General features: G+C 41.3%; 7 protein-coding genes and 2 pseudogenes. 7 read left to right on the forward strand and 2 right to left on the reverse strand.

Going from position 1 to position 14,350, the window contains the following annotated elements:
• Nucleotides 1–29: 29 nt before the first annotated feature.
• Nucleotides 30–416 (reverse strand): annotated as a pseudogene (locus HR060_RS11095) (helix-turn-helix domain-containing protein); the annotation flags it as partial.
• 177 nt (nt 417–593) lie between these two features.
• Between HR060_RS11095 and HR060_RS11100 the strand changes: the two are divergent.
• Nucleotides 594–1,550, forward strand: a pseudogene (locus HR060_RS11100) (LacI family DNA-binding transcriptional regulator); the annotation flags it as partial.
• A 133-nt stretch (nt 1,551–1,683) separates the two neighbouring features.
• Here the strand turns inward: HR060_RS11100 and HR060_RS11105 are convergent.
• Nucleotides 1,684–3,135, reverse strand: a complete 1,452-nt coding sequence (locus tag HR060_RS11105; protein ID WP_174200367.1) for an MFS transporter — start codon at nt 3,133–3,135, stop codon at nt 1,684–1,686.
• 383 nt (nt 3,136–3,518) lie between these two features.
• Between HR060_RS11105 and HR060_RS11110 the strand changes: the two genes are divergently transcribed.
• The 6 genes from HR060_RS11110 to HR060_RS11135 all read left to right on the forward strand — a co-directional run bounded on the left by HR060_RS11110 (nt 3,519) and on the right by HR060_RS11135 (nt 14,349).
• A complete protein-coding gene (locus HR060_RS11110; protein ID WP_174200443.1) occupies nt 3,519–5,138 on the forward strand; it encodes an alpha-glucosidase family protein in 1,620 nt (539 codons plus the stop codon).
• A gap of 116 nt (nt 5,139–5,254) precedes the next feature.
• Entirely contained in the window at nt 5,255–5,437 is a 183-nt protein-coding gene (locus HR060_RS11115) for a DUF2065 domain-containing protein (RefSeq protein ID WP_174200368.1), read from the forward strand.
• 138 nt (nt 5,438–5,575) lie between these two features.
• A complete protein-coding gene (locus tag HR060_RS11120) occupies nt 5,576–6,895 on the forward strand; it encodes an adenylosuccinate synthase (protein WP_174200369.1) in 1,320 nt (439 codons plus the stop codon).
• A gap of 515 nt (nt 6,896–7,410) precedes the next feature.
• Nucleotides 7,411–10,278: a TonB-dependent receptor gene (locus HR060_RS11125; RefSeq protein WP_174200370.1), complete on the forward strand. Its 2,868-nt coding sequence runs from the start codon at nt 7,411–7,413 to the stop codon at nt 10,276–10,278.
• A gap of 102 nt (nt 10,279–10,380) precedes the next feature.
• Nucleotides 10,381–11,901: a tryptophan halogenase family protein gene (locus HR060_RS11130; RefSeq protein WP_174200371.1), complete on the forward strand. Its 1,521-nt coding sequence runs from the start codon at nt 10,381–10,383 to the stop codon at nt 11,899–11,901.
• Between the two features lie 15 nt (nt 11,902–11,916).
• Nucleotides 11,917–14,349 (forward strand): glycoside hydrolase family 31 protein, encoded by a 2,433-nt coding sequence (locus tag HR060_RS11135; protein WP_174200372.1) that lies wholly within the window; start codon nt 11,917–11,919, stop codon nt 14,347–14,349.
• Nucleotide 14,350 lies beyond the last annotated feature (1 nt).

Here is a 14,350-nt window from a genome sequence, read left to right on the forward strand (position 1 = left end):
ACAAGCTCTACTGACAGATAGCTTGGTTATGTTTTTTTCTTCAATAACGCGTTGCGTTGCTTTTTTGTGATACGTACTCCGAAATCTTTATCAAGTACATCGACTATCGTTTCAAAGAATTGTGCTTTTATCTTGGTATCTTCTAGCTCTTTTTCGAGGGCTTTGATTTTTTGCTCAGGTGTTAAGTCATTGGGTTTAGACATAAGGGGAAGCTCATTCATATGATTGGGTGTACCTTTACTCCAATCTAGTTGACCATACCGGCGAAGCCAAGTTAAAACGGTTGAAGCCCCTTGTATTCCATAGTGGTTTTGAGCTTGTTTGTAAGTACATTCGCCTTTTTCTACTTTATCAACGACGGATAATTTAAAGGCAAGTGAATAATCTTTTTGTGTACGCTTAGTTATTGGTTTCATTATCTTCTCCAAATTGAAGTTGGAAAAGTGTCAACCTTATTCAGGACGGGTCAAAATGTTTAAAAAAGCCGGCCAATACCGGCCTTTTTTATTACTACTTTTACTGCTAAATAGCCTGCTTTACTCTATAGTTTACCTTTTATATAAAGGTTTATCTGAATTGATAGGTTGAAGTAAATGAAATCCCGAGCGACTTCTTTTGATATCGCCCATTTAGCCGGAGTATCTCAGTCTACGGTGTCCCGTGCATTGCGTAATTCACCGCTGGTGAGTGAAGAAACACGCGCTAAAATCCAAGCTATTGCCAAAGAAATTAACTACAAAGTGGATAAACATGCGAGCAGCTTGCGCACGCAAAATAGCCGAACCTTGGCCCTGTTGTTGTTCGAAGATCCAACATCTGACGATTCATTAATTAACCCTTTTTTTACTGCGATGCTAGGTAGTATTACGCGTACGTGCGCTCGAAATGGCTATGATTTACTCGTCTCTTTCCAGCAATTAAGTGATGATTGGCATGCGGATTACGAAGATAGCAAACGCGCTGATGGTATTATTTTATTGGGCTATGGGGACTTCTTAGATTTTGAAGATAAGTTAAAACAGTTAGCAGAACAAGAAACCCATTGTGTTCGTTGGGGCTCACCTGCAGAACATGCCGGTGTAGCGATTTCGTGTGATAACTACGCAGGTGGTTATCAGCTGACAGAGCATTTATTAAAGCTTGGTCATAGTCATATCAGTTTTATTGGTGGTCGAGGCGATGGTAGCCCTGAATTTAAAGCTCGCTATCAAGGTGCTTGTGATGCATTAGTGGCTGCTGATTTACCTTTGCACTCTGAATTAGATATAGACGCGGTTTCGAGTGAGGATTCAGGCTATCAATCTATGTTGGATTTACTCGATACCGGCCATCAATTTGATGCTGTCATTGCGGCATCAGATTTAATTGCGATTGGCGCGATTCGAGCCATTAGAGAACGCGGCTTAGAGGTTCCTAAGGATATCGCGGTCGTTGGTTTTGATGATATTCCGATTGCCCGTTTTACTTCGCCGCCATTAACAACCATTAAGCAAAACACCAATAAAGCCGGAGAGCTACTGGTGACTAAACTCATTGATTTAATTAATGGTTAGCAGGTTGATGATTATTTAATGGATGTTGAACTGATCGTTAGAGAATCATGCGGCAGTCAGGCTTAAGAACCCAAATACAAAAAATCAGCAGTCGATAAGTGGATACCGACTGCTAATTGTTCGATTTTATTTAGTTGTCGTCTTTGACAAAGTAAACCGAAATAGCCCCAAGTACCATAGACACACCTGCCAGCATAATGATGTAAATGGCCTGATTTTCGAACACTGAATGCAATATCCAGCCCGAGAATAAGCCAGAAATAATCTGAGGAGCAGCAATCGTAAAATTGAAGATCCCCATGTAAACACCTGTTTTCTCTGCAGGTAATGAACCGGCTAAAATGGCATAGGGCATGGCTAAAATAGCGGCCCATGAAATACCAATGCCAACCATAGGCAATAGTAAATTCAAGGCACCTTGTGGAATATTGACAGTAGCAACTAGCACATTTGCTTCAACAATGGTTGGGTCGTTAAATAAATAGAAGCTCAGGTAGCCTAATCCCCCTGCTAACAAAGACAAGCTATAGGTCAGTTTACGGCCAACTTTATCGGCTACTTTGATTAAGACAATTGAAAATAACGCGGCAAATAGTGAATAAGCGGCGAATAACATACCAACCCAATCACCTGCTGCTCCTTTTGCTTGAGAGATATGTTCAGGCACGCTAGGTAAAGAGGCAAGGTACTGAGAATCGAACCATTTAGCTTCTAAACCCCAGGCGTGTTGAGTGATAGCAGGCATGGTGTAAACCCACATAATAAACAGCGCAAACCAAGAGAAAAATTGCACTACGGCTAGTTGTTTCATGGTTTTTGGCATAGTCAGCATTAAACCAAAAAATGCACCGAGTTTTTGCCCCAGAGTACGTTGTTGTTGCTCGGCTTTTTCAGCCTCAACTTTCGCTTGGTCTAGACCTTTGTACTGATAATATTGCGCGGGTTCGTACTCTTTGGTGCGAATCACTGTCCACAATACTGACCCTAGCATCACCGTTGCCCCGACATAAAAAGCAATAGTCACAGAGGGCGCTACTTCACCTGCTTTAGACGCGTTTTCAAGGCCAATTACATTGGTTAATAAAAATGGCAGAATCGAACCAATAATGGCGCCGACATTAATCAATAACGATTGAATGGAGTAGCCTTTGGTTCTTTGCTCGCCCGGAACCATATCCGATACCAAAGAGCGGAAAGGTTGGAATGACACATTAAATGAAGCATCCATTACCGCTAACATTACCGCACCAAAAATCATTGGAGCCATAAAGGCTACAAAAATAGGTGCATTTGGCATCATGCACATGGCAATTGCCGCTGCTAGTGCACCTGCTAGGATAAAGGGGTTACGACGGCCTAGCTTGGTCCAAGTGCGATCAGATGCAGAGCCAACAATCGGTTGAATAATCAAACCCATAATTGGGGCGACTAACCAAAACAGTGATAATGAATGTAGGTCGGCGCCTAAGTCTGACAAAATACGACTGACATTGGCATTTTGCAGGGCAAAGCCGAACTGCACACCAAGAAAGCCGAAACTGACATTCCACATTTGCCAAAAGGAAAGTTTAGGTTGCTTCATATTGTTCTCTAGTATTGTCAGCGGCGTTATTTGTCTTGTTTTGATATCAGTCTAGGAGACTTTTATTTGTTCTGCAGATTCACGCCACAATTTAATGCTTAGCTTTGAATGTATCTTCTTGTTATAGATAACAACAACTTACTGCATACGTATTCACTCTCGTTATCATCTATTGTCAAATGCCAATAGGTAAATCGAAGTCTTTATAACCTGCTTATTTTAAAGGGTTTATTTTATCTTTCTTATGTGGTTTCTATGTGTTTGCGCTCTGAGCTTTGTTTTTTGCATACGTTTGCAGTTCATTGCCAGTTAAGTTCACCATCCCCTATGCTAAAAAAATTAAAGCAAGAGCATGGAAGCCAGATGTGGTGGAGTTAAACAATATGAATCAATTGGCGTGGTGGCGTGGTGCTGTCATTTACCAAATATATCCGCGATCTTTTTTTGATGCTAATGGCGATGGGATTGGTGATTTAGCGGGTATTACTCAAAAATTAGATTATATCGCCAGTTTGGGCGTTGATGCTATTTGGATATCACCGTTTTTCAAATCGCCAATGAAAGACTTTGGCTACGATATTAGTGACTATCGAGCTATTGATCCTATGTTTGGTGACATGGATGACTTTGATATTTTGCTAGACAAGGCTCATGCCCTTGGACTGAAAGTGATGATAGACCAGGTATTAAGTCATACTTCTGATCAACACGCTTGGTTTGAGCAAAGTCGCCAATCACAAGACAATGATAAAGCCGATTGGTATGTCTGGGCTGATTCAAAGCCCTGCGGTGCGCCGCCTAATAATTGGTTATCTATTTTTGGCGGCCCTGGCTGGCAATGGGATTCTCGTCGTCAGCAATACTATTTACATAACTTTTTGTCCTCGCAACCCGATTTAAATTTTCACAATCCACAAGTTCGTCAGGCAGTGCTGGACAATGTAGAGTTTTGGCTGAAAAAAGGCGTTGATGGTTTACGCCTAGATGCGATTAACTTTTGTTATCACGACGCTGAGTTAAAAGACAATCCCGCTAAGCCAATTGATCAAAGAGCAGGGCGTGGCTTTTCGCCTGATAATCCCTATGCCTATCAGTACCATTATTACAACAATACTCAGCCTGAAAATGAAACCTTCATGGAAGCGATTCGCGCTTTGTTAGATCGTTATCCGGGGACGGTGGCGTTAGGTGAAATCAGTTCTGAAGATTCCATTCAAACTATGGCTGATTACACTAAAGGGCAACGCCTACATATGGCCTATAGCTTTGAGTTATTAACCGATGACTTCTCTGCCGAGCATATTCGCAATACGGTTCAAGCACTAGAGGCGAAAGTACTTGATGGTTGGCCATGTTGGGCTATCAGTAACCACGATGTAGAGCGTGTCGCTTCTCGTTGGGGGAAAAACAATAGCTTTGCGCAAAAAGCAAAAATGTTTACTGCATTGGTTACGTCTTTAAAAGGTTCAATTTGTAGCTACCAAGGTGAAGAGTTAGGTTTAACAGAAGCTGAATTAACGTTTGAGCAGTTACAAGATCCTTACGGAATTGAATTTTGGCCTAAATTTAAAGGTCGTGATGGCTGCAGAACACCTATGCCATGGCATAAAACTGCGGAACATGCTGGTTTTAGTGACAATCAACCTTGGCTACCGGTAGCAGAGTCACATTTTGCTTTAGCAGTAGCTGAGCAAGAAAAACAGACTGAATCTGTGCTGAATTTTTATCGTCAATGGTTTAGTTGGCGTCAAACGGCACCTGTTTTGAAATATGGTGACATCGAATTTATTAATGCTGAATATCAGGGTATTTTGATGTTTAACAGGCATTACCTAGGTCAAACTTGGTTATGTGTTTTTAATTTAACGGATGAAGTTGCCCAGCTAAATGTTGAGGCCAATTACCAACAAATTTATCTCGACTTGCTAATTGAGCAGGGGGAACTCGAACAACATCAACTGCACTTACCTGCATTAGGTGTGTTATTTGCCAAGTTGAACTAACCGACTTATTTCTCTGTTGTTGCTATTTATTGCTCCTTTAATAGCACTTGCCCCACGACCTTGGTTGTGGGGCTTTTTTTATCTACACTGGCAAAAAATACAATAGGAGCAAAAAGATGGATGCAGTTTGGCTGAAGGTAATAGCACTAGTATTGATTATTGAAGGCATAGGCCCTGCTTTATTTCCCAAGCGTTGGAGCCGTTATTTAAAACAGCTGTCGACATTACCTGCAGAGCATTTTAGGGGATACGGGCTAGTGATGTTGCTGATTGCCTGCATCATTTTATATTCTCAATAAAGCATTATTGGGAATACTTTATCACTCAATGGTACTAAAAATGACAGAGAAACTAGGCTTAAATCAAAATCCATTGGTGATTTTGTCACGACATCTTGGTAAAATCCCCGCCCTTATTTTTTAGAAAGAATGTCAAAAATGGGTAAAAACGTAGTCGTGCTAGGCACCCAATGGGGTGATGAAGGTAAAGGTAAAGTCGTTGACTTACTAACAGACACTGCAAAATATGTAGTGCGTTATCAAGGTGGTCATAATGCTGGTCATACTTTAGTAATCAATGGTGAGAAAACCGTTTTACACTTGATCCCATCAGGCGTATTACGTGATTCAGTGACTTGTATTATTGGTAACGGTGTAGTGTTATCACCAGAAGCCTTAATGAAAGAAGTAACTATGCTTGAAGAACGTGGCGTACCAGTACGTGAGCGTTTAAAAATCTCTGAAGCATGTCCATTAATTTTGCCATTCCACGTTGCATTAGACCAAGCTCGTGAAGCGGCGCGTGGTAACAAGAAAATTGGTACAACTGGTCGTGGTATCGGTCCTGCGTACGAAGATAAAGTGGCTCGTCGTGGTTTACGTGTTGGTGATTTATTCTGTGAAAAGCGTTTTGCTGAAAAATTAAAAGAAGTATTGGAATACCACAACTTCCAGCTAACGCAATTCTACAAAGCTGAAGCAGTTGATTACGATAAGACTTTAGCCGATGCATTAGCATTAGCACCTATCTTAAAAGACATGATCATCGATGTAACTGAGACATTAGATCAAGCGCGCCGCAATGGCGACCGTATCATGTTTGAAGGTGCACAAGGTACATTATTAGATATCGACCACGGTACATACCCATTCGTAACTTCGTCTAACACGACTGCTGGTGGTGTTGCGACAGGTTGTGGTTTTGGTCCGCGTAACTTAGATTACGTTTTAGGTATCGTTAAAGCATACACTACGCGTGTTGGTGAAGGCCCATTCCCGACTGAGTTATACGACGGTCAAGACAAGCAAGACCCAGTTGGTAAACACTTAGGTGACAAAGGTCACGAGTTCGGTGCCACAACAGGTCGTTTACGTCGTACAGGTTGGTTTGATGCTGTGGCAATGCGCCGTGCAATTCAACTTAACTCAATTACTGGTTTCTGTTTAACTAAGTTAGACGTATTAGACGGCTTAGAAGAAATCAAGATCTGTACTGGCTACAAGTTAGCAGATGGTACAGTAACTAACGTTACGCCTTTAGATGCTGAAGGTTACGCGGCAGTTGAGCCAGTATACGAGACTGTTCCTGGTTGGTCTGAAAACACGTTCGGTGTTCAAAGCTACGATGAGTTACCGCAAGCAGCTAAAGACTACATCAAGCGTTTAGAAGAAGTATGTGAAACGCCAATTGATATTATCTCAACAGGCCCAGATCGCGTAGAGACGATTGTATTAGTTAACCCGTTTGACGGTGAGTAATTAAACTCGTTAGATTTAGAGCTATTCGCTTTAAAAACCCATGCAAATGCATGGGTTTTTTTATGCCCGAATCGATTTCTTTAATAACCCCAAGTGCATTTCTAGAAGAGAATTGTCACTTTTTCTGTAATTTTATTTCAATATTGTTGCTTAGTTTTAGTTTTTAACCGTCCTTTTTGCGCTGACAGCATTCGCTTCACTTAACTATCGACTACATCTTCCTTACCTAAATTTACTGTTTGCCTCTTAATTGTTCAGTTGAAAAGCAAATAAACCCTTGTTTTGCACCTTAGTAGTGCGTTTTTATTGCTTTTAGTAATAATTTATTACATTTGTAGTTTTATTCATACGTATGCAGAAGATTGTAGGGCTTTCAAAACCACCTAAGATGAATATATGCCTTAACGGGTTGCACTAATTAGAAGAAAAGTAACACCAAATTTGTGCAGAGACACAAAATACAATTTTCAGGGTAGTGAGTTGAAAAATTCGCTAAACAAAAAGAGACCAAGCACATGAATAAATTCAAACCTAATTTATTAACGCTAGCCATGATGTCGAGCGGTTTGACCTACGGCTCGTATGCATTTGCAGCAGAAGAACAATCTGCTGATACAGAAAATGTCGAAGTACAGGAAGTTATCCAAGTTCGCGGTATCCGCCAAAGTATTCTTGGCTCGATTGATAAAAAACGTTATACCGACTCGGTCAGTGAATTTGTTGATGCCGGTGATTTAGGCTCGCTACCTGATGTCTCTATCGCTGATGCTTTGGGTCGTTTACCTGGTGTAACAGCCGTTAGAGACAGCGGTCAATCATCGCAATTAAACATCCGTGGTATGAATGGCGACTTTATTCAAACTACATTAAATGGCCGAGAGCAAGCCTCAACATCTGGTTATACGGCGGGGAGTCGTTGGATTGCCTTTGACCAGTATCCTGCAGAACTTATCAACCAAGCTGCGGTTTATAAATCACCAAAAGCATCATTGGTTGAAGGTGGCGTTGCCGGTACAGTTGAGATGAAAACGGCTAACCCATTAATGGCTGAAAAGGACCATAATTTCAAAGGCGCTTTGCGTTTATCATACAACGACGCTGCTGAAGATGTAGGGGCTGATGAAAACGGACATCGAGTTAGCTTTTCTTATCAAGGTAAATTTGCCGACGATACTTTTGGTGTCGGTTTAGGTGTTGCCGTCTTAGAGCAACCTAACAGTGCTTATGACATCATAGGTCATGAAGTGAAACGCGAACAAGATTACGCTGGCAATGGCACTATGTATCGCTCTGGTGATGGCTATCAAATTCGCGCAGCTAAAGGTACGGATGAACGTGTTGGCGCAGTAGCGACTTTAGTTTATCAACCGAATGATAACTTCAAAGCACAATTTGATTATTTCCATTCATCATTTGATTCCGAAGACAAGAAAAATGGCCTGAACTTTGAAGGTATGTCAAAAGACTTGGGCGGTTTATACCAATTGGAAAACCCAAGTTTTACCGGTGATTACTTATCAGGTGGTACGGTCACTAACATAGCCGCAGATGGTCCTTGGTTTGAAATGCGCTCTGAGGATCAATCAACCGAATCGACGACGGATAGCATAGGCCTTCAAATTGAATATGTAACTGATAAATTTGAGATCAGTGTTGATGTAGCGCACAGTGAAGGTGAGAAGACAAGGCTCGATCGCATTGCGTCAATGCATGCTTACCAATTTGGCTCTGATGTTATTGATGGTGTCTCAGTTGATACTTGGCAAGAGTTAGAAGGCCAAGAGATCTCATTCCAAAACCGCAGTGGGCAAGCGCCTATTATTGGCTTAAACACAGATTACACTGACCTTAGTCATATGCGTTTAGGTATTTGGGAACAGTTCCCGCATAAATACACTGACGAAATTGATAGCTTTAAAACTGATTTTAAATATTACCTTGCGAGTGACTTTATCACTTCAATTGAGACTGGCTTTAGGTACTCTGAGCGTAAATTTACCGATGAACGTTCAACATTCCGTTGGGGTACACGCGAAGGTCAACAAGGTTATGTTGATGCAAATGGCAATATCACCAACATTAAAGGTTGTGAATTCAACCATATGAATCACCCTTGCCAACCTGCTTCTTTAGACGGTTTTGTTAAAGTAGATAATGTTAAAGGTTTGCAGTTTTTAGAGCTGGATTTACCAGGTATTGCTAACGATATCTTTGGCCCTGGCAATTACGATGCACAACAAACTTGGGAACATAACTGGACGTTAATAGAAAGTGGCGCGTTGGAAGAAGAAGTGACTGCACTTTATTTTATGGCGAACTTTGAAGCGGAAGTTGGCAATATTCCAGTAACAGGTAACGTGGGTGTGCGTTATGTTGAAACTGACACCAAATCGATTGGTATCCAACAATTACCTGCAGGTGAAATCGGTGATGAAATTACCGATGATAATGGCGTAACACGCACAGATTATCAAAACATTAAATACGGTCCTGAATATTCAGATACCTTGCCATCGATCAATTTAAACTTCCAATTATCAGAAAATGATCAGCTTCGTGTAGCTGCTGCTAAGGTAATGGCACGCCCACCTGTTTATCAACTTCGCGGTGGTGCCGGTTCTTGGGTTGATACTGCAAATGATGGTACGAGCCCAAGATACAACGTTTGGTCTAAAGGTAACCCTAACCTAGACCCATTCCGCGCAACACAACTTGATATTTCTTACGAGCATTATGCTGATGATGGCAGTGCTTATGTAGTTGCGGCTTTCTACAAAGATGTCGAGTCTTTAATTGAAACCATCGTGTATCAAGAAGGTGAAGTCGACTGGTCAGAAATTGGTATTGAAGCACCAGAAGGTTATGTTGAAGGTCAATATCAAACGGTACAAAACACCGATGAAGGTGGCTATATCCGCGGTTTAGAGTTTGCTTATACAACGGTATTTGACAACTTACCGGGTATTTTCGCTGGTCTAGGTTTGAATGCAAACTACTCATTTACCCAAACGGATGTTGAAGTTAATGGTGGTCTTAATTTAGGCAATGAAATGGTCGATATGCCAGGGCTCTCTGAACATGTATGGAGCGGTACTATTTTCTGGGATATAGGCAATTTTAGTACGCACTTTAATGCACGTTGTCGCGATGACTATATCTATGATGGTGCAACACCGGGCGGTTCGAGCAAACAATTAGCAGAAGCTTATACAGTGGTCGATTGGCAAGCCAGTTATGATTTTGAAAATGGTATTGATGCCGTTATCCAAGTTAATAACTTAACTGACGAAGCTAATATCACTACATATGGCAACTCTTTGGCTACAGGTACCTACAAAGAGTTTGGTCGCCAGTTCTACTTCGGTATTAACTTTAGCTATTAAATTCATCAATAGTTACAGAGGTTTACTAAACTTAAAGCCGCTCAAGGCGAGATCTTGAGTGGCTTTTTTTAAACTCAATAAATGAGCAAGTAGGAGAACTGGATGGATTTTTCAAAAGCAAAAGGTAAACGCATTGTTATTTTAGGTGGTGGCACTGCCGGCTGGATGGCGGCTAATTTAATTGCTAAAAGTTGGCAAGGTTTAGGTGTTGATATTTCTTTGGTCGAATCGTCAGATATTGGCATTATCGGCGTAGGAGAGGGCTCAACACCTCAACTTAAGGGCTTTATGGATTTTTTAGGTTTAGCTGAAAAAGACTGGATGCCAAAATGTAATGCGACGTTTAAAAATGGTATACGTTTTAATAATTGGTCAACAAAACCTGGTTATGAGAGCTATTTTCACCCTTTTCCCGCTCAACCTGATGACTATACGGCGCCTGCGTTTTTCCATAATAGCTTTTTACGCCGCCAGGGGGTCAATTTAGAAGGTCACCCTGATCACTTCTTTTTAGCAACGTATCTAGCTAATAAACAATTAGCACCGAAGGCACAATATTCTTTTCCGTTTGAAATGAATTATGGCTATCACTTTGACTCTCATTTATTAGGGCAAGTTTTAGCGGAAAATGCCCAAACACTAGGTGTGAAGCGAATCGAAGGTACAGTTAATCAAGTCAATCAAAACACCAGTGGGGACATTGCCAATATCGTAACGGCTCAAGGCAATACACTTGCAGCTGATATTTTTATCGACTGCACAGGGTTTCGCAGTTTGTTATTGCAAGACACACTTAAAGTCCCTTTCAAATTTTATAAAGATAATCTATTTAACGATTCTGCAGTGGTGCTGCCAACGTCAGCCTCAGCTGAAATTGCATCTCAAACCGAGTCAACAGCGCTTAAAAATGGCTGGGCTTGGAAAATTCCTCTGACCAACCGAACCGGTAATGGCTATGTGTATAGTTCGAGCTTTACTGATAGTGATCAAGCGGAAACTGAATTAAGAGCTCACCTAGGTTTATTAGATTCAGACGTGCAAGCAAGACACTTGAAAATGAAAGTGGGACGAGTTGAACAGCACTGGGCTAAAAACTGTGTGGCGGTTGGCTTATCACAAGGCTTTATTGAGCCACTAGAGGCTACCGCGCTGCATATCGTTCAGGAAACCATTCAAGGTTTTATTGAGCATTACCAAAAAGGTGATTTTACTGACCAGTATCAAGCGAGCTACAACCAAAATATTAATCGCCGATTTGAAGCCATTCGCGATTATATTGTTGGGCATTATCGCATTAACTCTCGTACCGATAGTCAATACTGGTTAGCCAATGCGAATAACAACAAGTTATCACATTCACTGTACGATATTTTATCGACTTGGATGCAAGGTAAAAACTTATCCGATGAAATCGATCGCCAAAACATAGGCGATTACTACCCCTCTATTTCATGGCATTGCTTATTAGCTGGCTATGGCATATATCCCGATGCGCAGCAACTACAGGCGCCCAAAGACATTGCCAGTCAGCATAACCCGGCTCACATACTGGACTTCATTCACCGTTGTTCACTCAACTTTCAATCTCATCGAAAAACACTCGAGAGTTTTTCTACGCAATAACACAGGAGTTTTTTAATGTTATTTCCACGCTTGCTTGGCATAGCGCTGATATTCATTTTCAGCACTGGCCTACTTGAGGCGAGAGAATATCTTTCGCATCAAGTTGTTGACTCAAATTTGATCGTCAAAACTGACCAAGGTGAAGTCAAAATCAAAGCTATTCATTCGCAAGCCATGGAAGTGCTTTACCAAAAAGTTGGGGTGAAAAACTTGCCGTCTTTTTCCTTGATTGAGCAAAAAAATCAGCCGCAAACTCGTTTGAAAAACAATAAAAAAGAACTGGTGTTTACCACTTCAGGTTTGACTGCGGTGATCACTAAATCCCCTTTTAATATTGCATTTTACCGAGACCAAGAATTATTAATTGCAGAAGAGTTAGGCTTTTTCTCTCATACTGGTTTATTAGGTTTTCGCTTTAAAGTCGATGAAGATGAAAAATTTTTAGGTGGCGGTCAGCGCGTATTAGGCATGGACAGACGTGGTCATCGCATTCCACTTTATAACCGCGCCCATTACGGTTATGAAACTGAATCGAATCAAATGAATTACAGCTTGCCCGCATTAATGTCGAGCAAAAAGTATTTGGTGCTATTTGATAACACCGCAAAAGGTGCCATTGATATTGCTCATGCCGAGAAAAATATCGTGCAATTTGAAGCAGTTGGTGGTCGTTCTTCTTATGTTATTGCAACTGATAATAGTTATTCAGAGTTAGTTAGCACTTACACTGATTTGACGGGTAAGCAACCGTTATTACCGCGTTGGGCCTTGGGTAATTTTGCATCTCGCTTTGGTTATCGCAATGAAGCTGAAGCGCGCAATGTTGTAAAAATGCACCAAGCGCAAGATTTTCCACTGGATGCCATCATCTTTGATTTATATTGGTTTGGTCCTGACATTCAAGGTCATATGGGCAATTTAGATTGGGATCGCAATGCCTTTCCAACTCCTGAGAAAATGATCAAAGACTTTAAAAATGATGGCATTAAAACAGTACTGATTTCAGAGCCTTTTATCTTAACCACATCGAGTAAATGGGACAGTGCCGTTCAAGCCGATGCTTTAGGCACCAATTTAGCGGGCGACCCTAAAGTATTTAATTTCTATTTTGGCGAAACGGGTTTAGTCGATGTTTTTAATGATCAAGGACGAGACTGGTTCTGGTCACAATATCAGCCTTTACTCGAACAAGGTGTTGAAGGTTGGTGGGGCGATCTCGGTGAGCCTGAAGTACATCCACACGATATGTTACATACCTTGAATGGCCAGCAATACACAGCCGATGAATTACACAATGTATATGGTCACGAATGGGCAAAATTGGTGTATCAGCAAACATTAAAAGTGAACCCACAAAAGCGTCCGTTTATTTTAATGCGCGCCGGTTTTGCAGGTTCACAGCGCTATGGTTTGATCCCTTGGACAGGTGATGTTAACCGCACCTGGGGTGGCTTAAAACCGCAAGTGGAATTGGCACTGCAAATGGGAATGTTTGGCTTAGGTTATATTCACTCTGATTTAGGTGGCTTTGCCGGCGGCGATAGCTTTGATAAAGAGCTTTATATCCGCTGGTTACAATACGGTGTCTTCCAACCGATTTACCGTCCGCATGCACAAGAGCATATCGCGCCAGAGCCAGTTTTTCACGACAAAGAAACCCAAGATATCGTGCGTAATTTCATAAAGTTACGTTATCAATTACTGCCTTATAACTATACCTTAGCCTACCAAAACGCCACTCAAGGTACGCCGTTGATGCGTCCGTTATTTTTCATTGATGAGACTAAAGCGCTGATTGATTACAAAGATGCTTATCTTTGGGGCGATGCATTTTTAGTTGCACCTGTAACTGATGCTGGTGCAACTAAACAAATGGTAAAAGTACCACAAGGCGTTTGGTTTGATTATTGGAGTGGTCAGCAATACCAAGGGAAAAAAGGTGGCTTAGATACTGAAATTGCCGTTACGCTTGAAACCATTCCAGTACTTGTTAAAGCCGGTAGTTTTGTACCGCAAGCGAGTGCAATGTCTTCAACTGAGCAATACGACACTACACAGTTAATTTTGGATTATTACCACGATAGCTCAGTAAAAAATTCACGTGGTGTACTCTATCACGACGACGGTATCACGCCTTATGCTGAGCAAGGTCAGGCTAATCAAAAATTGAATTTTACCGCAACCTTTGACCAAGCTCTGACAATCTCACTAGCCGCTGAACATACCCAGTATGATATGCCTAATAATAGGCAATTGACCCTGACAATTAAGCATTGGAATCAACCAATAAGCCAAGTCAAAGTCCACCAACAAAACACCACTGCGGTATTACAATGCGTGGGTACTAAGCTGCAAACTTGTTATCAACTTACTGATGATGGCTTAACGGTTTTCCTTAACTGGAATGTTGAACAAGCTACTGACATCTCTATTCACCCGTTGCACTAAC

Source organism: Marinifaba aquimaris (assembly GCF_013328345.1).
In the GTDB taxonomy this organism is placed as follows: domain Bacteria; phylum Pseudomonadota; class Gammaproteobacteria; order Enterobacterales; family Alteromonadaceae; genus Marinifaba; species Marinifaba aquimaris.